Source organism: Halomonas sp. BMC6 (genome assembly GCF_964204995.1).
GTDB lineage: Bacteria > Pseudomonadota > Gammaproteobacteria > Pseudomonadales > Halomonadaceae > Vreelandella.
Map to the genome: position 1 here is coordinate 3,295,705 of NZ_CAXNSH010000001.1, position 20,136 is coordinate 3,315,840.

The 20,136-nt window shown below is 60.0% G+C and carries 17 protein-coding genes; 7 read left to right on the plus strand and 10 right to left on the minus strand.

The window, feature by feature from the left end:
* Window positions 1-22: 22 nt before the first annotated feature.
* Together AB6K10_RS16105 and AB6K10_RS16110 are read left to right on the plus strand one after the other, a co-directional pair.
* On the plus strand, window positions 23-409 hold the full coding sequence (locus AB6K10_RS16105) for a Na+/H+ antiporter subunit G (protein WP_159342615.1): 387 nt from the start codon (window positions 23-25) through the stop codon (window positions 407-409).
* Between the two features lie 184 nt (window positions 410-593).
* On the plus strand, window positions 594-1,445 hold the full coding sequence (locus AB6K10_RS16110) for a DUF6694 family lipoprotein (RefSeq protein ID WP_339119286.1): 852 nt from the start codon (window positions 594-596) through the stop codon (window positions 1,443-1,445).
* An 80-nt stretch (window positions 1,446-1,525) separates the two neighbouring features.
* Here the strand turns inward: AB6K10_RS16110 and serB are convergent, their stop codons facing one another.
* The 5 genes from serB to pgi form a co-directional block, all read right to left on the minus strand.
* Window positions 1,526-2,443, minus strand: coding sequence for a phosphoserine phosphatase SerB (serB, locus tag AB6K10_RS16115; RefSeq protein ID WP_339119287.1), 918 nt, complete (start codon window positions 2,441-2,443; stop codon window positions 1,526-1,528).
* Window positions 2,444-2,446: 3 nt separating this feature from the next.
* On the minus strand, window positions 2,447-4,702 hold the full coding sequence (gene parC / locus AB6K10_RS16120) for a DNA topoisomerase IV subunit A (RefSeq protein WP_339119288.1): 2,256 nt from the start codon (window positions 4,700-4,702) through the stop codon (window positions 2,447-2,449).
* 75 nt (window positions 4,703-4,777) lie between these two features.
* A complete protein-coding gene (locus tag AB6K10_RS16125) occupies window positions 4,778-6,745 on the minus strand; it encodes a methyl-accepting chemotaxis protein (RefSeq protein WP_339119289.1) in 1,968 nt (655 codons plus the stop codon).
* Window positions 6,746-6,865: 120 nt separating this feature from the next.
* Window positions 6,866-8,761, minus strand: a complete 1,896-nt coding sequence (parE, locus tag AB6K10_RS16130) for a DNA topoisomerase IV subunit B (RefSeq protein ID WP_253015892.1) — start codon at window positions 8,759-8,761, stop codon at window positions 6,866-6,868.
* A gap of 183 nt (window positions 8,762-8,944) precedes the next feature.
* Complete coding sequence (pgi, locus tag AB6K10_RS16135; RefSeq protein ID WP_339119290.1) at window positions 8,945-10,648, minus strand: glucose-6-phosphate isomerase; 1,704 nt, start codon at window positions 10,646-10,648, stop codon at window positions 8,945-8,947.
* A 114-nt stretch (window positions 10,649-10,762) separates the two neighbouring features.
* On the opposite strand from pgi, the gene cmoA reads away from it, so the two are divergent.
* Window positions 10,763-11,506 (plus strand): carboxy-S-adenosyl-L-methionine synthase CmoA, encoded by a 744-nt coding sequence (gene cmoA, locus AB6K10_RS16140; RefSeq protein ID WP_339119291.1) that lies wholly within the window; start codon window positions 10,763-10,765, stop codon window positions 11,504-11,506.
* Between the two features lies 1 nt (window position 11,507).
* Entirely contained in the window at window positions 11,508-12,518 is a 1,011-nt protein-coding gene (gene cmoB / locus AB6K10_RS16145; protein WP_339119292.1) for a tRNA 5-methoxyuridine(34)/uridine 5-oxyacetic acid(34) synthase CmoB, read from the plus strand.
* A gap of 56 nt (window positions 12,519-12,574) precedes the next feature.
* Here the strand turns inward: cmoB and AB6K10_RS16150 are convergent, their stop codons facing one another.
* From AB6K10_RS16150 to AB6K10_RS16165, 4 genes are all read right to left on the minus strand, one after another.
* Complete coding sequence (locus tag AB6K10_RS16150; RefSeq protein WP_339119293.1) at window positions 12,575-13,249, minus strand: zinc metallopeptidase; 675 nt, start codon at window positions 13,247-13,249, stop codon at window positions 12,575-12,577.
* A 73-nt stretch (window positions 13,250-13,322) separates the two neighbouring features.
* Window positions 13,323-14,441, minus strand: a complete 1,119-nt coding sequence (locus AB6K10_RS16155; protein ID WP_339119294.1) for a phosphatase domain-containing protein — start codon at window positions 14,439-14,441, stop codon at window positions 13,323-13,325.
* Window positions 14,441-15,004, minus strand: coding sequence for a type 1 glutamine amidotransferase domain-containing protein (locus AB6K10_RS16160; RefSeq protein ID WP_339119295.1), 564 nt, complete (start codon window positions 15,002-15,004; stop codon window positions 14,441-14,443). The genes AB6K10_RS16155 and AB6K10_RS16160 overlap by 1 nt, the downstream gene beginning before the upstream one ends.
* Window positions 15,005-15,125: 121 nt before the next feature.
* Window positions 15,126-16,007 carry a helix-turn-helix transcriptional regulator gene (locus AB6K10_RS16165; protein ID WP_339119296.1) on the minus strand — a complete coding sequence of 294 codons (882 nt, stop codon included), beginning with the start codon at window positions 16,005-16,007 and terminating at the stop codon, window positions 15,126-15,128.
* A gap of 168 nt (window positions 16,008-16,175) precedes the next feature.
* On the opposite strand from AB6K10_RS16165, the gene AB6K10_RS16170 reads away from it, so the two are divergent.
* From AB6K10_RS16170 to AB6K10_RS16180, 3 genes are read left to right on the plus strand one after another with little or no spacing between them, the layout of a single operon-like run.
* Window positions 16,176-16,880 (plus strand): ABC transporter permease, encoded by a 705-nt coding sequence (locus AB6K10_RS16170; RefSeq protein WP_253015878.1) that lies wholly within the window; start codon window positions 16,176-16,178, stop codon window positions 16,878-16,880.
* The gene (locus AB6K10_RS16175; protein ID WP_339119297.1) at window positions 16,877-17,611 is read left to right on the plus strand and encodes an ATP-binding cassette domain-containing protein; all 735 of its coding nucleotides are present in this window, start codon (window positions 16,877-16,879) and stop codon (window positions 17,609-17,611) included. The genes AB6K10_RS16170 and AB6K10_RS16175 overlap by 4 nt, the downstream gene beginning before the upstream one ends.
* Window positions 17,612-17,650: 39 nt before the next feature.
* Window positions 17,651-18,466 carry a substrate-binding domain-containing protein gene (locus AB6K10_RS16180; RefSeq protein WP_339119298.1) on the plus strand — a complete coding sequence of 272 codons (816 nt, stop codon included), beginning with the start codon at window positions 17,651-17,653 and terminating at the stop codon, window positions 18,464-18,466.
* A 63-nt stretch (window positions 18,467-18,529) separates the two neighbouring features.
* On the opposite strand, the gene AB6K10_RS16185 is transcribed toward AB6K10_RS16180, so the two are convergent.
* Window positions 18,530-20,116 carry an ABC transporter substrate-binding protein gene (locus AB6K10_RS16185; RefSeq protein WP_339119299.1) on the minus strand — a complete coding sequence of 529 codons (1,587 nt, stop codon included), beginning with the start codon at window positions 20,114-20,116 and terminating at the stop codon, window positions 18,530-18,532.
* Window positions 20,117-20,136 lie beyond the last annotated feature (20 nt).

The window sequence follows — 20,136 nt, forward strand, 5'->3', positions numbered from 1 at the left end:
ACATGATCGATGAGGTGGCGTTATGCCCTTTCTAGTTGAAGCGCTAATCTCTTTATTGCTACTGGCAGGCGGGGTCTTCGTATTCATCGGCTCGCTTGGCATGGCGCACCTGCGTGACTTCTACATGCGCCTGCACGGCCCTACAAAAGCCACCACGCTGGGCATTGGCTGCATGTTGATTGCCTCCATGGGCTACTTCTGGAGCGTCGATGGCAAGCCGGATATCCAGGAGCTGCTGATTACGCTGTTCCTGTTTATCACCGCGCCCGTCAGCGCCCACCTGCTGGCCAAAACCGGCTTGCACCTGCAGTTGAAGCACACTCAAAAGACCCAGGGCAAACCAATCGAGTTACGCTCTGAAGAGGTCGGCGACAAACCGGTGCCTCACCCTGACAAAGGGCACGGTTAAACACCGTCAATCACGCCTCAAGCGCTGGCAACCGCCAGCGCTTTTTTATGAGCGACCCACCTAAACCGCTGACCATACAGCGAACGCGCGGGCGAGCGGTATGAAGCGCGCTCAACAGAAAGTAGTGGCGAATGCCACTTTCCGGTAAGCTCTTGCCGATTGATTTTACGAGGTGAGGTACATCATGTGGCGCCTACTCAGGCTATCTGCACTGTCATTATCTGCTCTGGTGCTGGCAGGCTGCTCCGATCCAACCGTCGACACCAGCTCTATGCCCGCTGCGGTGGTCTCGATCGAAGAAGTGCGTGAGTCGCTGCCCACCTATAAGCGCGACGAGTTCGATACCGCGCTCAAAATCATTGCCATGTCATCGTTTAGCGGTATCGATCTTTTTAACCCACAACGCATGAACGCGGCGGAAATTGCCGAGTCGGCCAATGCCTACATGCATGGGTTGACGGGGGATGAAATCATCGAGCGTGCCGATAACATGCTTCGCGAACGGCGCGCACGTGAGCGCGAGCAGGCACTGCGCACGCTGAACCGGCTAGAAGCCAAACAGGCCAGAGCCGAGCGTGACCAGGAGCGTTTAGCGCAAATTCGTATCGATAGCGCTCGCTACTATCTCAGTACCAGCCCCTACGGCGCACTAGAGCCGGTGATCGAGCTGACGGTCACGAACGGCGGGGACCAACCCATTTCAGAACTCATGTTGCGCGGGCTACTGGAAAGCCCCGACCGGGAAGTCGCCTGGGTGGATGAAACCTTCTACTACGTGATTGCCGGTGGCCTTGCTCCTGGTGAGAGCGACACCTGGAGCCTGGCGCCCAATCGCTTTGGGCCTTGGGGCAACGATCAGATTCCCCGCAATGCCGAACTGTCGCTCACGCTGTTAGGCGTCAACGATGCCGACGGTGAGCCGTTGTGGAATGCGCCCCCGCTAACCGAGAGTGAGACCGCGCGGCTTGAGTCGCTGCGAACCGAGTACGGCGGCATACGCCCCCAAGCCACAGACGACCAAGCCGCTGACAGCTAAGCGACGCGCAGGTGATCTACAAAAACGGCGGTGCTGACCAGCACCGCCGTTTTACGTTGACCCGCGTCGTCTGGCTTAGGCTAGGTTAGCTCAGAGTCACCATAGCCAAGCAGGTACAGCACGCCATCCAACCCCGCGACGGAGATCGCTTGGCGTGCTTCAGCACGCACCAACGGTTTAGCACGGAACGCCACGCCCAACCCCGCCGTTGCGAGCATTTTCAGATCGTTCGCACCATCGCCGACGGCAACGGTTTGCGCCAGCGGCACGCCTTCGCGCTCGGCAATCTGCGTCAATAGCGCCGCTTTACGCTCGGCATCGACGATGGGTTCCTGAACTGCGCCGGTCACTTTGCCTTGCTCAATGACCAGCTCGTTGGCATGAATTTCGTCAAACCCAAGCCGCTCTTGAAGGTAGCGGGCAAAGTAGGTGAAGCCGCCGGACAGAATCACCGTCCGGTAACCCAAGCGTTTCAAATTCGCCATCAAGCGTTCGACACCTTCCATCAGCGGCAGCTCTGCAGCAATACTGGCCAGCACCGACTCCTCCAAGCCTTCCAGCTTGCTCATACGCTCTCGAAAGCTGGCCTTGAAATCCAGCTCGCCGCGCATGGCCCGCTCGGTCACGTCTGCCACTTCTTGACCTACGCCATGGCGACGGGCCAACTCGTCGATCACTTCCGCTTGGATCAACGTGGAGTCCATGTCGAAACAGACCAGGCGCGGCGCATCCGTTGGTCGGGGTGGTTGCACGACGAGATCCACACCGTGGGTGTCACCCAGCGCCAGCGCTGCTTGGCGCAGTGCCGTCAGCGATTCGGGCGCGCCACTCGCGTGAAGCTCTAGGCAATCCATCGCGCTACCCTGTGCCGTGTCCGCCAGCGTCTGGCGACGCTCCTCCTGTAAACCGAACTGCTCCATGAGCGACGCCACGGCAAGCTCTACCGTCGCCGTCAGGCGCGGCGCCAACAGCGTGACCACCACATTTCCGCGTGCCATCCGTTACTCCCCTGCTTCTAAACGATCTACTTTTTGGAAACCACGCGGCAGCTTGCTGCCCCTTCTGCCACGCTCCCCGCGATAATACGCTAGGTCATCCGCTTTGAGGGTCAGTTTGCGCTTGCCCGCATGAATGATCAGCTCGCTGCCTTCGGCCACCACGGCAATATCCCGCACGAACTCTTCCCGCCGTGCGGCGCGGGGGCCGGGGATATCAAGCATTTTGTTGCCTTTACCTTTGGCCATCTCGGGCAACTGATCCAGAGGAAACAGCAGCAAACGACCTTCATTGGACACCGAGGCTACCCAGAGCTCTTCGCCTTCCGGCACCTCGATGGGAGGCATGACGCGACAGCCTTTGGGCACGCTGAGCACGGCTTTACCCGCTTTGTTCTTGCCGGTAAGGGCTTCGAGCTGAGCCACGAACCCGTAGCCCCCGTCGCTGGCAAGCAGGAAGCGTTTGGTGGGTGGCGCGAGCATCAAACCCGCCATCTGCGCCCCCGCTGCCACGTTCACACGACCGGTCACCGGCTCGCCCTGGCCACGGGCACTGGGCAAGTTGTGTGCTGCCAAGGTGTAGGCGCGGCCAGTATCGTCCAGCAGCACCAGCGGCTGATTGGTTTTACCTCGGGCTGCTAAGCGGAAACTATCCCCCGCTTTGTAGGAGAGCCCTTCGGGGTCGATATCGTGGCCTTTGGCAGCACGAATCCAGCCTTTATCGGATAGCACTACGGTAATCGGGTCGGCCCCCAGCAGTTCCACTTCAGAGAGCGCTTTGGCTTCGCTGCGCTCCACCAGCGGCGAACGGCGGTCGTCGCCGTGCTCTTTACCCGCTGCGCGGATCTCTTTCTCGATCAGCGTGGTGAGCTTGGCTTCGCTACCCAGCAGGCCTTGCAGGGTTTTACGCTCTTTTTCCAGCTCATCCTGCTCGCCGCGAATCTTCATCTCTTCCAGCTTGGCAAGATGGCGCAGACGCAGTTCAAGGATCGCTTCGGCCTGGCGCTCGGTCAGGTCAAACGCGCTCATCAGGGCAGGCTTGGGCTCATCCTCTTCGCGGATGATGCGGATCACCTCATCAATATTCAGGTAAGCGGTCAGTAGGCCTTCTAGAATATGCAGGCGATCTTCCACTTTGCCTAAACGGTGCTCAAGGCGGCGACGCACGGTGGCACGGCGAAACCGCAGCCACTCACCCAACATATCGGTCAGCGGCATCACCCGTGGGCGGCCATCTAGGCCGATCACGTTCATGTTCACCCGCACGTTCTTTTCCAGATCCGTGGTGGCGAACAGGTGCGCCATCAGCGCTTCGACATCCACACGGCTCGAACGTGGCTCGATCACCAAGCGGGTCGGCTCTTCATGGGTCGATTCATCGCGCAGATCGGCCACCATAGGCAGCTTTTTCGCCTGCATTTGCGCGGCAATCTGCTCCAACACTTTGGCGCCGCTGACCTGATAGGGCAGGGCGGTAATGACGATGTTGGCGTCTTCACGTACGTAGCGGGCGCGTAATTTGACCGAGCCTCGGCCAGTCTCATAGAGCTTACGCAGATCCGCTTTCGGCGTGATGATTTCTGCATCCGTCGGGAAATCCGGTGCAGGCACAAACGCCATCAAATCCGCCGTGGTGGCCTCGGGATGACGCAGCAGGTGGCAAGTGGCTTCCACCACTTCCGAGACGTTATGGGGCGGAATATCGGTCGCCATGCCCACCGCAATGCCCGTGCCGCCGTTGAGCAGCACGTGAGGCAACCGCGCTGGCAGTACTACAGGCTCTTGCATGGTGCCATCGAAGTTCGGCGCCCACTCCACGGTGCCCTGGCCCAGCTCGCTGAGCAGCACTTCGGCAAATTTGGAGAGCTTGGCCTCGGTGTAGCGCATGGCCGCGAAAGATTTCGGGTCGTCGGGGCTTCCCCAGTTACCCTGGCCATCCACCAGCGGGTAGCGGTAGCTGAACGACTGCGCCATCAGCACCATGGCTTCGTAACAGGCGCTGTCTCCGTGGGGGTGAAACTTACCCAGTACGTCACCGACGGTACGCGCCGACTTTTTGTACTTGGCATTGGCATGCAGCGCCAGCTCGCGCATGGCGTAGATGATCCGCCGCTGAACGGGCTTCATGCCATCGCCAATGTTGGGTAAGGCGCGGTCTAGAATGACGTACATCGAGTAGTCGAGGTACGCTTTTTCGGTGTAATCGCGTAGGGACAGACGCTCGACGTCGCCCTCCGCTACTTGAATATCCATGTCGATCATACTCTACCTTGACAACAAAACCGCCCCTGGCGGGGCGGCTAAATAAGCGGACTTGCGGCCACTCAAGAGGGCGCGCTAAGTAAGATGCCTGCTTGCCTGCTCACTGTGCGGCAATGCACGGGAGTGACTCTCGCCCTGCGCACTGCCATGAAACTCATCCAATAGCCCTTTTAGACGCTGCGCTTGCAACGAAAGCTCATTGGCCGCTCCCGCCGCTTGGCTAACCAGCCCGGCATTTTGCTGGGTCACGGTATCCATCTGTGTCACGGCCCGGTTAATCTCATCAATGCCGTTGGTTTGTTCGCTGGAGGCTTGGCTGATCTCGCTGATCCGCGCGGACACCTCCTCGATCGACGAGACGATCTCTTTCATCGCCGCTTCGGCCTCGTCGGCATAGCCACTGCCAGTAGCGATTTGCTCGGACGTGGTCTTGATCAAACCGTTGATATTACGCGCAGAGGCGGCACTTCGGGAGGCCAGTTCGCGTACCTCACTGGCGACCACGGCAAACCCACGCCCGTGTTCGCCGGCGCGAGCCGCCTCGACCGAGGCATTCAGCGCCAAAATGTTGGTCTGGAACGCAATGTTTTCGATCACTTGAACGATAGAAGCCACCTCGACCGAGCTTTCATTGATGCTTTCCATCGATTGCGCCAACCGCGATACCTGCTCACCGCCGCGCTTCACTTTCGCCGCTGACTCCTTCACGCGCTGGTCCGCCTCTTGGGCGTTATCCGCATTCCGCTTCACCGTCGCCGCCATCTGCTCCATGGTCGAGGAGGTCTCTTGCAGCGACGCGGCCTGCTGCTCCGTGCGGCTCGACAGTTCGTTATTGCCAGCGGCGATCTCAGACGATTCGCTGGCAATGGCATCCGCCACCCCGCGCACGTCACCGAATAGGCGCTGGAGCTTCTCGGAGTAGCGGTTCACTGCACGGCGCAGTTCACCAATCTCATCGTCGCGGTAAATGGTCAACTCACGCCCGCCATCGTTCTGACCCAGCTGATCAATTTGATGCGTGGTACTGCGAATTTGCGCCAGTAGAATGCGACCACCCCACCAGCCAAGCCCTAATAGCAGCGCCAACAGCGGCAAAATGAACAGCAGCAAATCACGGGTCAGCGTTTGCGCTAGTGCGGTCACCTGGTCACTGGGTGTCACGAGCCCGAGTGTCCAGCCCGTGGTGGGCATATCGAACAAACGCACTTCAGCCGGGCTTGCCAGCACTCCCGCACTCTCGACGCTGGTTTGCGCTTGCCCTGCCTCCAACGCTTCCACTACCGGCGTTAACCAAGGTTGGTTGCTAGCAACGCCTGCAAGGCTTTGCATCTCATCCGACGACTGCTCCACGCCGGGCAGATCGATGATGTTACGCTCGCTATCGAGCACGAAGGCGTAGCCTCCCGTGCCTCCGCCGTTCTCTGCCAAGAACGCCGCGACACCGCCTAGCTGCATGTCGATGGTAGCGACACCGGCAAAGGCCTCATTGCTGTAGTACGGTACGCTACAGGTGACCATGGCGACCCCGGTCGCTGGGTCACGGTAAGCCGCCGACCAAACGCACTGCCCTGGCGTGGCATCGCGAGCGCTGCTGTACCACGCTTCCTCGTGATAAGGGGCCGCGCTGGGTGCATTGTAATCGTCCAGAAAGTCCAGCTCGCCCTGGCCGTTACGCGCCCAGAAAAAACTAAATTTATCGACGCCGGGTGCAAACGCGCTTGGCTCTGGCCAAATACCGCCACCGGCGATAGTGCTATTGCCATTGTCGTCCACCACATTGGGCAGCGCTTGTCGGTAGAGGGCGTCATCCAGCGGTAGCGATTCGGCCAGTGCGGCAAGGCTCGAAGTAGTGCCTTCTACTCGCGCTAACTGGCCATTGAGGGCATTGACGATGGCGCCTCCGGTTCGGTCAATCAGCGACTCGCTGGCTTCAATGACCAGCGGCTGTCCCCGCCACGCCATCACCCCGTAAATACCCGCCCCCATCAGTAGCGTGAGCACCACCGCCGATAACGTCAATTGCCGTGAAATTGAGTTAAACAAAGCCCGTCCCCCATACGTGAGCGCTTGACACGCGTTTTCGACTAAATGCCTATGGTTAGACTATCGGCCAGTTGGCGGTAGACTCCAACAACGCACCGTTAACGTTTGCTTGCTTGCGAATTACACCTCGATATCGGCCAAGTTACCGTAATCTTCTAACCACTTTTTACGGTCGCTGGCGCGCTTCTTGGCCAGCAGCATGTCCATCATTTCCAGAGTGCCATCGCCTTCGTCCAGCGTGAGCTGAACGAGACGGCGGGTTTCCACGGCCATGGTGGTTTCGCGCAGCTGTAGCGGGCTCATTTCACCCAAGCCCTTGAAGCGCTGGACGTTGGGCGTGCCCCGCTTTTTCGCTAACTGTTTCAAAATGGCGGCTTTCTCGCTCTCATCCAGGGCGTAATGCACCTCTTTCCCCAGATCAATCCGGTAAAGCGGCGGCATGGCAACGAAGACATGCCCTGCATCGACAAGGGCGGGGAAGTGTTTGACAAACAGCGCGCAGAGCAGCGTAGCGATATGCAGACCGTCGGAGTCGGCATCCGCGAGGATGCAGATCTTGTGATAGCGCAGCTTTTCGAGGTCGGCGCTGCCCGGGTCGGCACCAATCGCCACGGCAATATCGTGAACTTCCTGGGAGCCGTAAATATCGTGGGAGTCCACTTCCCAGGTATTGAGGATCTTACCCCGCAGCGGCAGGATGGCCTGGGTGTCGCGGTTACGCGCCTGCTTGGCGCTCCCGCCGGCCGAGTCGCCCTCCACCAGAAACAGCTCGCTCAGCGCCGGGTCTTGCCCCGAACAGTCCGCCAGCTTGCCGGGCAGCGCCGGACCGGAGGTCACTTTCTTACGCGCGACCTTCTTCGACTTCTTTTGGCGCTGCTGGGCCGCACTGATCACCAGTTCGGCAAGCTGTTCGGCCTGCTCGACGTGATGGTTCAGCCACAGCGAAAAGGCGTCTTTGACCACGCCTGATACAAACCCGGCAATGGTGCGCGACGAGAGGCGCTCCTTGGTCTGTCCCGCAAACTGTGGATCGAGCATTTTCACCGAGAGCACGAAAGAGGCGCGCTCCCACAAATCGTCGGCAGTGAGCTTGATGCCGCGGGGCAGCAGGCTGCGGTATTCACAGAACTCCCGCAGAGCGTCTAGCAGGCCGGACCGAAAACCATTGACGTGGGTGCCACCCTGGGGCGTGGGAATGAGGTTGACGTAACTTTCGAGGAGCGCCTCGCCACCTTCCGGCAGCCACTGAATGGCCCAGTCCACGCCGTGCTCGTCGTCACTGAAGTGGCCTACAAACGGCTCCTTGGGCAGCACCTCATAGCCATCGGTGGCTTCGGCCAGATAGTCGCGCAGGCCATCGGCGTAGGCCCACTCGGTTTTGGTGCCATCCGGCTCGACCAGGGTGACCGAGAGCCCTGGGCAAAGCACCGCTTTGGCGCGCAGCAGGTGCTTCAGTTTGGATAGCGCGAGCTTCGGGCTGTCGAAGTAGCTTTCGTCGGGCCAGAAGCGTACCAGGGTACCGGTGGCACGTTTGGCGGCTTTGCCGATTTCATGCAGCTCTTCGACCTTTTCGCCGTGCTCGAAGGCAATGGCGTGGCGGGCACCGTCGCGGGTCACTTCGACTTCCAACCGTCGAGACAGCGCATTGACCACCGAGACGCCCACGCCGTGAAGGCCACCCGAGAACCGGTAGCTCGACGAGGAGAACTTACCGCCCGCGTGAAGCTTGGTCAGGATGAGTTCGACCCCGGAGACGCCGTGTTCCGGGTGCAGGTCGATCGGCATGCCGCGGCCGTTATCCTGGACTTCGATGGCTCCGTCGCTGTGAAGCACCACGCTGATGCTCGAAGCATGACCCGCCAGCGCCTCGTCGACACTGTTGTCGATGACCTCTTGGGCGAGGTGATTGGGACGTGAGGTATCGGTATACATACCGGGACGCTTTCGCACCGGCTCGAGGCCTGAGAGAACCTCGATCGAACTCGCGCCGTACTGGGAGGCATCAAACTGGGTCATGTAACGTCGGTTCCTGAAAAAACGTACTGAACAAAAGCGTACAGGCGGCCTGGTTGGGTGCCGTACAAAGGCAGTCACTAGCCCTCTTAACGCGAAAGGCACACCGGAAGAGACCGCGCATAAAGGTACACAGGATAGCGGAAAAGCAAAAAGCTGTATATCCAGCCATATAGATCAAGCTGCCTACGCCTGCTCTGCGGCCCAGAACGCCTCGATGAGACCGCGGCTAGAGGCGTCTATTCGGCCAATGTCGCCCTCTCCATCAATGATGGCCTGGGTATCGGTGGCAATCTGCTTGCCCAGCTCGACGCCCCACTGATCAAAGGGGTTGATGTCCCATATCACTGCCTGTACGAACACCTTGTGCTCGTAGAGCGCAATCAGCGCACCGAGGGTCGCAGGCGTGAGCTTGTCCAGCAGCACGGTGGTCGAGGGCTGGTTGCCACGATAGCGCTTGTGTTCGGGGCGCGGGCCATCCTCCTCCAAAGCATCGTCCCCCAGCATCAGCACGCGGGATTGGGCAAAGCAGTTGGCCAGCGCCAGACGATGCTGAGCCTTCAAGTGGCGGCGGGTGTCTGGGTCGTCCACCTCATCGTAGCGCTTCAAAGGCGCGATAAAATCGCATACCACCGGCTGGGTGCCTTGGTGCAACAGCTGGTAAAAGGCGTGCTGGGCGTTGGGCCCTAACTGGCCCCACAGCACTGGGCAGGTGGAGTAGTTCACCGCCTGGCCCTGGCGGGTCACCGACTTACCGTTGGACTCCATTTCAAGCTGTTCAAGATAAGCAGCAAAGTACTCAAGCCGCCCGTCATAAGGCAGAATCGAGTGAGCGCGAATATCCAAAAAGTTAACGTTCCAGATACCTGCCAAGCCCAGTAACACCGGCAGATTGTCCTCCAGCGGCGCCTCGCGAAAATGGCGATCCATGGCATGGGCGCCCGCCAACAGTTCGCGGAAGTTCTCCATGCCAATGACCAGCGCAATCGGCAGCCCAATGGTGCCCCACAGCGAGTAGCGCCCGCCGACCCACTCCCAAAACATCAGTTGGTGGTCTGGGGTAATCCCCCACTCGCTCATCTTGTCAGGGCTGGCGGATACACCAATAAAGTGCTGGCGCACAATCAGCTCTGCGCTGATCGGTTTGGCATGGGGGCTGACTTCTGGCAGGTCGGCGTGCTGTGTAAGCCGCCCGATTAGCCAGTCGCGAGCGGTGTTCGCGTTGGAGAGGGTATCGATGGTGGTGAACGACTTCGACGACAGCACGAATAGCGTGGTTTCGGGGTTGAACCGGCTGAGATAATCCGCCAGTTGGGAACCATCCATCGTGGAGGCAAAATGCACTTCCACCGGGTGAATATCGCTGGGGCGGTAGTCTGCCAGCGCATGAGTAACCATCAGCGGCCCTAAATCCGAGCCGCCCACGCCTAAATTCACCACGTGACGAATAGGCTTGCCGGTGGCCCCACGCCACTGGCCCGCATGTAGCCGCTGCACCAGGCGCTCCATTTGCGCCAAGCTGTCATGCACGGCCCCGACGATATCTTCGCCTTCCACGTCCAGGCTCGCATCCGCAGGTAGGCGCAAGGCAGTATGCAGCGCCGGGCGGTTCTCACTGACGTTCACCCGTTTACCGCTCAGCAGCGCCTCGATGGCCCCTGGCACGCCCGCCTCTTGGGCCAGCGCCAGCAGGTGCTCCAGCGTATCGTCGTCCCACCGCTGCTTGGAAAGATCGAGAGTGAGCCCCGCCACCTGACGCGTAAAGTGCTGCCAACGGCTGGGGTCTTCCCCAAACAGGTTCTTCAAGTGGACATGTTTAAGCGCTTGCGCATGCTGCTGTAACGTTTGCCAAGCGGGAAGCGTATCGGGAGTTGCTGTTGCTGAAGCCATTTGCCCTCTCCTGTGGCGTCGTTCCGTGAGGCAGGAATCTGAATGGATCAGGCCTGTTCTGCGCTAACAAGGGCGCGTAAACTACGCAACCTCATTAACCATCCTGGCTTGCCCATGAGTGATGCATCTTACCGCGACGCTATCTTTTCAACACCCCTAGACAAGGTGGCTAGGTTCTCCTTCGATGAACAGGTCGTCGCGTGCTTCCCCGATATGATCCGCCGCTCGGTGCCCGGCTACGGCCAAATCCTGGGTATGCTGAGCCTGATTGCCAAACGCCATCTGCGCCACGGTGCCCATGTTTATGATCTGGGCTGCTCGCTAGGCGCATCCGGACTCGCCCTGGCAGGCGCGCTGCCCGCCGATGCGTTCCGCTATACCGGTATCGACCTTTCCCCGGCCATGGCGGCCCGGGCGAAGCAGACCTTTCTCGATGAGTGCCCCGAGCACGCCATGCAGGTGGAAGAAGCCGATATTCGTACCTACGAGTATGCGCCTTCGGGGATGATCATTCTCAACTTTACGCTGCAGTTTTTGCCACCGGCCGATCGTGATGCGCTGCTCAAGCGGCTTTACGACACGCTCGAGCCCGGCGGCGTACTGATCTTGTCGGAAAAGACCGTCGATGCCGACGAGCGTGATAACGCTTGGCGGGTCGAACGCTATCACGACTTCAAGCGTGCTAACGGCTACAGCGATATGGAGATCAGTCAAAAGCGCACTGCCCTTGAGAACGTGCTGATTCCTGACACGCTGGATGCCCTGCACGAGCGTTTGTCGCTGGCGGGTTTTCCCCGCTCCATGACCTGGTTCCAGTACCTGAACTTCACTTCGCTGATCGCCTTCAAGGAGGGTTAACGTGGCGCTACTCCCCGACGATCATCGCGTGCTGTATCAAGCGTTTCTGGACCAAGCCGCCCAGGACGCCTCGCTGACGCCCTGGCTTGCCAAGCTTCCGAAACAGCTCGCCAGCGGGCTGGACCGCCAGCGCCACGGCGACCTCTCCGCCTGGGAAAAAGCCGTGGCCAAACTGCCGCCGCTGCCGGAAGAGCGCCGTGTGGATCTAAACAGCGACACGCTGACGGTAGATATCGATCTCACCGACAGCCAGCAGCGCCAGTGCTTTAACCTGCTGCGTAAGCTGGCCCCGTGGCGTAAAGGGCCATTCAATCTGGGTGGTATCGAGATCGACACCGAGTGGCGCTCCGACTGGAAATGGCAGCGTGTCGCACCGCATCTCGCGCCGTTGAAATACCGCAAAGTGCTGGATGTGGGCGGCGGCAGCGGCTATCACGCCTGGCGGATGGCGGGTGCAGGCGCGGCTTTCGTGTTGGTGATTGACCCTTCCCCGCGCTTTTATTGGCAGTTCCAAGCGGTGCGCCACTTCGTCGGCAACGCCGATGACGGCCGTACACAGTTTCTGCCGGTGGGCATCGAGGACGTGCCCGAGAACCTAGGTTTCTTCGACACGGTGTTCTCCATGGGCGTGCTGTACCACCGCCCTTCGCCGCTCGAGCACTTGCAGCAGCTAAAAGGCGCGCTGGCCCCTGGCGGTGAGCTGGTGCTGGAAACCCTGGTAGTGGAAGGCGACGAGCAGACCGTCTTCGTACCCGGCGAGCGCTACGCCGCCATGCCCAACGTCTACTTTTTGCCCTCCTCCAAAGCGCTGTGCCACTGGCTAGAGCGCTGCGGATTTACCAACGTGCGAGTGGTGGATGAAGCGGTGACGACACTCGATGAGCAGCGCTCCACCGAGTGGATGACCTACCAGTCATTGGCGGACTTCCTCGACCCGGATGACCGCAGCCGCACCATAGAAGGCTACCCCGCCCCACGCCGTGCGGTGATTCTGGCGAACAAGCCGGAGTAGTGAGTGATGGCCGCCCAGCATTTTTAAACCAGTACTTTTAAATCAGCACTTTTAAATCAGCGCCTTAAAATCACCAGCCAGCGACCCAGGTTCATCACGCTGGCCAGTGACGCGGCCACATAGGTAAAGGCGCAGGCGGTGAGTACGTGGCGGGCACCGGCCATATCGGCAGGCGGCACGTACTCTTTCAACAACGGTAACGCACGATTGAAACTGGCATCGAACTCCACCGGCAGCGTGACGAGATGTACCAGTGCGGCGGTGCCGAAGCTAATCACCGCCATGGCAATAACCACTGCCAAGCCACCGGGTAGCCGCGTGAGTACGAACAGAAACGGCGCAGCCATCATCAAAATAGCGCCCAGCTTTTCGGCCTTTTGAGCCACTCGTACCAAACGGCTGCGGGCCAGCAGCGGCGCATAACCCTCATGGTGCTGAATGGCATGGCCCACCTCATGGGCGGCAACGGTTACCGCCGTCAGCGAACGGCCATCGTAGTGATCGGGCGTTAAGCGTACACAGCGTGCCTCGGGGTCGTAATGGTCGCCCTGCTCGGTGCGCTCTACCCGTACGCCCTCCATACCCATACGGCGTATCAGGTGTTCGGCCAACTCCGCTCCGGTGCCCGGGTAGTCGTCGCGGCCTCGGGTATGGCGCTTTAATACCCATTTTGCCCATAGGTTGGGCAGCACGAAAATGGCCAGCGCCAGCACGATTAAGAGGATGAGCATCACGACACAGGAACCCGCCAAGTAAGAGAGACATCAACGCTTAGTTTTACCACGAATGGCAGGGGAACACAGCTTAGGCGGGCTCGTGACGATGGGCTTCAACGTCGCGCTGTACAGACTGCAAGCCGCGCGCTGAAATATCCCCTTGGGCGTGAGCATGCTCGGCAATCAAAATGCTGTCTGCCGCCAAGACCAGCTCACACTCGGTGTGAGCCAATTCATCGCGCAAGCGCTGGATGGCGGCTTCCCGCTGTGGGTCGCTATCCACACGACGAATGTAGATTGCTTTGATCCGATCCGGGTAGGCTTTGACGACCTCCGTGTAGACCTCGGGATCATGCTGACCGCTATCGCCAATCAAAATGCAGGGCATGTCGTCATACAGCGCCAGCATACGGTCGATGAGCTCACGCTTGTGCGCTTCTGCCCGGCGCGGCCACGGCTTACGCCATGAGATGCCCCACTCCCGCAAAAACAGAATCGGCCCAATCGGGATCCGGTTCATTTGGAAAAAGGCTTCCAACATTTCATAAATGGCCCAGGGGCCACGGGAAACGTAGAGAATCGGTCGTTCGCCCTTTTCGGTCTGTCCACGGTAAAGCGCTTGATAGAGCGACGCGACGCCAGGGAAGGCCGTCCGCCGGTGTGGCTTGCGGACGAACAGTCGATAGAGCATCTTAAGCTTTTCCGCCACGCCGGTGAACATCACCGTATCGTCGATATCGCTGATCACCAGCAGATCCGCTTCGGGAGGCGGGACGTACACCTCGACATTCGTGCGGATGGGCGGATGCCCCTGGGCGTGTACCAGGATATCGGCACGATGCCAGGAAACATCGACCGGCAAAGGCGTACTAATCGGCAGGTGGGCATCAAAGTAGCCGTCTCGGTCGGTGGTTAAACAGAGCTCATTGCCCCCCACCCGAATATCGACTTTGGCATTGGCGAGGCCACGCCGGAACACTCGCCGCGCGACGTCGGCGGTATCGCGCAGCATACCGCGTCTAGGAATGGCACGGCCGAGTGCCGCTTGGCGGAACACCCGGCCCATCACAAAGATTTCCCGCTGGGAACCGTAACCGCGGTAGGGGTGCACCATCATCCCGCTGCGGCCACTGTCCCGCTTCATCGGTTTTGCAACAACGTGGGCAAGCCTTTTGGCAAAGCTTGCCCACTGGTGGTACCACGCCATTAAGCGTGCTGGCCTGAGTGGCGCCCTTCCTGCAGCTCTTCCAGCAGTTTGGAGTTAAAGGCGTCCAAGTCTTTGGGGGTGCGGCTGGTAACGAGGCCGCTATCGACCACTACCAGCTCATCCACCCAGTTCACACCGGCATTTCGCAGGTCTTGGGCGACACTTGGCACGGAGGTCATCTTGCGCCCTTCGACCACGCCAGCGTTAATCAAAATCCACGGCGCGTGGCAAATGGCGGCGACGGGCTTGCCCGCCTGGAAGAACGCTTTTACAAAGCTCAGGGCGTCTTCGTTCAAGCGTAGTTCGTCAGGGTTGAACAGGCCGCCGGGGAGTACCAGGGCGTGGTAGTCGGACTCGCTAACGTCTGCCAGTGCCTTGTCGGCCTCGTAGGTATCGCCCCAGTCGGTTTCTGCCCAAGCGCGAATGCCCTTGCCTTCCGGCGACACGATATGCACTTCGACTCCCTCTTTTTGGAGCGCCGCGCGAGGTACGCTCAGCTCGGACTCTTCAAAACCGTCGGTGGCTAAAATAGCAACACGCTTACCGTTGAGTGCTTGATTCATCGTGCTCTCCTTTTCGTGATGATCTTTTCGTGATGAGGTTACGTCTACAACGCCTCTCCAGTGTGGCGCATCTTATACAATCGTCAAGCGTAGAGACCGAATCAGACTAGTCGCTACGCGCTTAAGCGTTGTACAACACACGCCCTAGCTGGCCCACATCGTAACCGCTAAGGGTGCTGGCTCGCTGGGCAAAACGGGGCGTGCGCGCAAAGGCAAAAAGCGCCTGAACGGCGGGCTCGAAATAGCTGCGTCGATGCATGACCATATCGAAGGACTCTTCCACCAGCGGAAGGAATTCCAACTGCTGGCGCTGGGCAGCAGCCTGCATGCCAAGCCCGACATCGGCGTCACCCTGGACAATGGCCAGTGCCAAATCGTCTTCGCTGAGCGCAGGATGTGCCGCCCATCTCAGCGCTTCGGGCACAACGCCCGCCTGCTGTAGCATGCAGTTCAAGAGCTGCGCGGCCCCTGCGCCTGGCTGGCGGTGGGCAAGCATGGCTTTGCGCTTGGCAATGTCGCCCACCGACCGAATGTCCAATGGATTCCCCGGCGCCAAGAGCAGCCCCTGGCGGCGCGTGGCCCAGTGCAGCACGATCAGATCGCGCACTCCACCCAGGCCCAACGCAGCAGGTTCGTTATAGCGCCCGGAAGCCGCGTCGAGCAGATGGATCCCCGCTAGCATCGCCCTGCCTTCCAGCAAGCGGCGTACGCCGTCGCCACTGCCCTGACACAGCGAGGCCAAGTCACTCCCGCTCTCGCGCACCGCCCACTCCAGCAGCGGGTCTTGGCTGCCCGCCAATACCGGCGGAGGCGGCTGCCGCTGCGCCTGGTCGCCTTCCAAGTGGCTAAGCACCCACATATCAATATGCTGTCGAGGAAACAGCAGCTTTCCCGTCGCACGGCTGCAGGGGATATGGCCCTGACGCACCAGGTCGTACACCTTGCGCTCTTTCAAACGCAGATAGTCCGCCACCTCAGCGGTGGTCAAATAGTCGTTTGGCATCGCTCACCCTGCATTTAGCTGCGTATGGCTGCATATATTTCAGTAACCAATGCATAACATCAAGTAAACGTACACTATGCAGCCTAACGAAAACGCTGAGCTCTCACGATTCTCCCGTGGCCACCGCACTGGCGTGTGCGCGACCCGACGCTTCTACATCAGGTACTTATGTCAGCAAGTGATAACCCTTTTTATACGGCGCTCGCGCTGATTCTGGGCATGGACTCCGATTTGATCGACATCGTGGTGCTCTCTTTGCAGGTGTCGCTGGTCGCCGTGCTGATCGCCAGCGCCTTGGCGTTGCCGGTGGGAGCGGCGCTCGCCCTATGGCGTTTCCCTGGACGTAACGGACTGATCGTCGTACTCAATGCACTGATGGGGCTACCGCCGGTCGTGGCTGGGCTATGTGTCTATTTGCTGCTCTCCCGGGCAGGACCATTAGGCTCGTTTGGGCTGCTGTTCACGCCCAGCGCCATGGTGATTGCTCAAGTCATCCTGGTATTTCCCATTATCGCCGCGCTGACGCGCCAGCAGGTGGAAGCCCTGCACCATGAGTACGCCGAGCAGCTACGTTCGCTGGGGCTGACCCAGCGACGCATGATGCCCACCCTACTGTGGGATGCGCGCTTTGGCCTGCTGACGGTGATTCTAGCGGGCTTTGGCCGGGCCAGCGCCGAAGTGGGCGCGGTGATGATCGTCGGCGGCAATATCGACGGCGTGACTCGGGTGATGACCACCAGCATCGTGCTGGAGACCAGCAAGGGGGACCTTCCCCTGGCGCTCGGGTTGGGCATCGTACTGCTGACGCTGGTCACCCTCATCAATGCGCTGGCCCATGCGGTCAGTGAAGCGGCCAAGAGGCGGTTAGGATGAATGCACCGCTCACCTCCTCTTTCACCTCAATGGCCAATGTGCCAGCCCTGCACTTTCAGCAGGCGAGCTTTACCCATCGTGGTCACGCCTTGTTGGTGCCCACCACCCTCACGCTGTCTGGCTGTCAGCGCACGTTGATCATGGGGCCTAACGGGGCGGGTAAAAGTCTGTTCATGCGTTTGGCTCACGGTCTACTCCGCCCTAGCAGCGGCCACGTTAGCTGGGAAGGCGCACCTCCTGTTCAGGCCATGGTGTTTCAGCGGCCGGTGCTGCTGCGTCGCTCGGTCATCGATAATCTGATCTACGCCCTGGCCGTCAAACGCGTACCTCGCCGGGAGCGCACAGCGCTCGCCTGGCAGGCACTGGAGAAGTTCGGCTTAGCAGCTCTGGCCAAGCGCCCCGCGCGGGTGCTGTCTGGCGGCGAGCAGCAGCGGCTCACCCTGGCCCGCGCTTGGCTGTTAACCCCTTCCGTGCTGTTTTTGGATGAACCCACCTCCGCCCTTGATCCCGCCGCCATTAAGGCGGTGGAAGATGCAGTGAACGAGTTTCACCAGAGCGGCACGCGTATCGTCATGACGACCCACGACCTGCATCAGGCGAAGCGGCTCGCCGACGACGTGCTGTTTATGTACGGCGGTCAGGTGCTGGAGCACACCAGCGCCGAGCGATTTTTCGACACCCCGGCCTCCTCGCAGGCCAGGGCGTTTATCCGGGGCGAACTGGTTTGGTGACCCCCACTCAGCGTTGAACAATACCCAAAGGAGCAGACCGTGAAGACAACGACCACGCTTATCACCGCCAGCGTATGCACGACCGCCTTGGCCTGGAGTGCTTCCCTACTCGCGGATGACGACTTCATTACACTCGCCTCCACGACGTCCACCGAGAACTCAGGGATGTTCGATGCCATTATCCCCACGTTCACCGAGGCCACCGGCATCGACGTGCGCGTGGTAGCCGTCGGCACCGGGCAAGCATTTGAGATCGGCCGCCGTGGTGATGCTGACAGCCTGCTGGTACACGATACGGCAGGCGAGGAGCAGTTCGTGGCGGACGGTTACGCCACGGAGCGTTTGGACGTCATGTATAACGACTTCGTGATCGTAGGCCCCAGTGACGACCCGGCAGGCATTAGCGACAGCGAGACCGTCGCCGACGCCTTTGCGCGTATCGCCGAGAGCGGATCACCGTTTGCCTCACGAGGCGATGACAGCGGCACGAACCGCGCCGAACTGCGTTTGTGGGAAGATGCGGGCGTGACGCCTCAAGGCGAGTGGTACCGCGAGCTGGGCAGTGGCATGGGCCCGACCCTAAACACCGCTGCGGGTATGGACGCCTACACCTTTACCGACCGCGCCACCTGGGTCGCGTTCGATAATCCGCAAAACCTCACGCTGCTGTTCGAAGGTGACGAAGCGCTGTTTAACCAGTACGGCAGCCTGCTGCTCTCGGAAGAGCGTCATCCGCACTTGAAGCACGATTTAGCCGCCCAGTGGCACCAGTGGCTCGTCTCTGAGGAAGGCCAGCAGGCGATTGCTGACTTCGAGGTAGGCGGCCAACAGCTGTTTTTCCCTAACGCTGAGTAAGCCGATCGCCAAAGCGCCAGCCCACATTTGACGGGCTGGCGCTCGGCTCGGGTCACCCTTAGCTCAACTGGCGATCCACATCTTCTCGACCGAGCGAGTCGCTACCTCACCCGGCACGTCGATATAGCCGCGTACGTCAGCACGATTGGCAGAGATCGAATCCATATAGAGCGGTGCCACGGTGCTGCCCTCCTGCTGATACAGCACCTGGATATCGTGGTACATCTGACGCCGCTTGGTCTCGTCCTGCTCACCACGTGCCGCAATGATCAACTGATCGAGCTGCTCGTTGGCCCAGCGCGCTTCGTTCCACGGCGCATTCGATAAATTGACCATGGAAAGGTAGGCATCCGCCGTTGGGCGGCTCGACCAGCCAGAGGCGCAAAACTCGTGTTGACGCCACACTTCCGACCAGTAGCCATCGGCGGGGACGCGATTGACCTCCAGCGGTATTCCGGCACGCTGGGCCGACTGCTGATACAGCTCCGCCGCCGAGACCGCGCCTTCAAAGGTCGCACCGTCTGCGGTGCTTAGCCGAATGGGCCTATCCATGCCGGATTGACGCCAGTGATGGAGCGCTTTGTCCGGATCGAAGGCATGGCTGGGGAGATCGGTGGTGAAGTAAGGATTGCTGGGAAATAGCGGTGAGTCGTTGCCCACCTGACCATAGCCTTGCACCAGCAGATTCAATAGTTGCTCTCGGTCGAGGGCGTACTTCATGGCCAAACGGACGTCTTTGTTATTGAAAGGCGCGCGGTCGGCCAAGCCGGGGAACGTTACCTGGAAACTGCCCACGTTACGGTTGATGGCGAGCGATGACGTGCTCTCCAAACGGCTGACGATAGTGGGTGTCACCCGATTGACGAAGTGAACCGAGCCGCTCATCAGTGCCGCCACCCGTGCGGTGGCATCGTTGAAGGCGCGGGTTTCGACGCTGTCGACGAAGGCACGATCCGACTTCCAGTAGTTCTCGTTGCGCTTGACCAGGGTACGTACTCCCGGCTCAAAGCTCTCCAGCACGAACGGCCCGGTGCCAATCCCGTCATCGAAATTCGCACCGGCAGGAGTGATGGCAAAGTTCACCTCTCCCAGCAAATACGGCAAGTCCATGTTGGGTGCCGACAACGTCATGACCACTTGATGTTGGCCACGGGCGGTCAGCTCGGTGATCTGCTCCATGTAACCCTTCACGGCCGAAGGCGAATCGTCAGCACGGTGATGGTTGAGCGAGTACACCACATCGTCGGCGGTGAGGGTTTTGCCGTTATGGAAGGTCACGCCTTGTCGCAGGGTAAAGACCCACTGCGTCGCATCGGTCGTCTCCCACGATTCGGCCAACCCTGGCGCCAACGTGCCATCATCGTGGAGTTCGGTCAGGGTATTAAATAGCTGACGCCCCACATGGTACATGTACTGCTCGAAGTAGTAGGCCGGGTCCAAACGATCACTGCTAGAGGCGTTATCGATCGCCAAAATGAGATGCCCACCGCGTTGTGGGGTAGCATCCGTTTGTGCGCTCGCCCAGCGTGGCAACAGTAGTCCGCCCAAGGCGCTGGCAGATACCGATAGTGCAGCGGAGTGTTGCAGAAACTGGCGACGGGTGACGCCAGCCATGCGCCCCGCATTGGGCAAGTTCGTTCCTTTCTTCATGGGGAGATTCATCCTATGCA

Bases quoted from the DNA above. Each gene is read 5' to 3' on its own strand.
- serB (WP_339119287.1), bottom strand. From the start codon at position 2,443: ATGGCACGCGGAAATGTGGTGGTCACGCTGTTGGCGCCGCGCCTGACG.
- AB6K10_RS16105 (WP_159342615.1), top strand. From the start codon at position 23: ATGCCCTTTCTAGTTGAAGCGCTAATCTCTTTATTGCTACTGGCAGGC.
- AB6K10_RS16175 (WP_339119297.1), top strand. From the start codon at position 16,877: ATGAATGCACCGCTCACCTCCTCTTTCACCTCAATGGCCAATGTGCCA.
- AB6K10_RS16170 (WP_253015878.1), top strand. From the start codon at position 16,176: ATGTCAGCAAGTGATAACCCTTTTTATACGGCGCTCGCGCTGATTCTG.
- parC (WP_339119288.1), bottom strand. From the start codon at position 4,702: ATGATCGACATGGATATTCAAGTAGCGGAGGGCGACGTCGAGCGTCTG.
- cmoA (WP_339119291.1), top strand. From the start codon at position 10,763: ATGAGTGATGCATCTTACCGCGACGCTATCTTTTCAACACCCCTAGAC.
- AB6K10_RS16150 (WP_339119293.1), bottom strand. From the start codon at position 13,249: ATGCTCATCCTCTTAATCGTGCTGGCGCTGGCCATTTTCGTGCTGCCC.
- AB6K10_RS16185 (WP_339119299.1), bottom strand. From the start codon at position 20,116: ATGAAGAAAGGAACGAACTTGCCCAATGCGGGGCGCATGGCTGGCGTC.
- pgi (WP_339119290.1), bottom strand. From the start codon at position 10,648: ATGGCTTCAGCAACAGCAACTCCCGATACGCTTCCCGCTTGGCAAACG.
- AB6K10_RS16160 (WP_339119295.1), bottom strand. From the start codon at position 15,004: ATGAATCAAGCACTCAACGGTAAGCGTGTTGCTATTTTAGCCACCGAC.
- parE (WP_253015892.1), bottom strand. From the start codon at position 8,761: ATGACCCAGTTTGATGCCTCCCAGTACGGCGCGAGTTCGATCGAGGTT.
- AB6K10_RS16165 (WP_339119296.1), bottom strand. From the start codon at position 16,007: ATGCCAAACGACTATTTGACCACCGCTGAGGTGGCGGACTATCTGCGT.
- AB6K10_RS16155 (WP_339119294.1), bottom strand. From the start codon at position 14,441: ATGGCGTGGTACCACCAGTGGGCAAGCTTTGCCAAAAGGCTTGCCCAC.
- AB6K10_RS16110 (WP_339119286.1), top strand. From the start codon at position 594: ATGTGGCGCCTACTCAGGCTATCTGCACTGTCATTATCTGCTCTGGTG.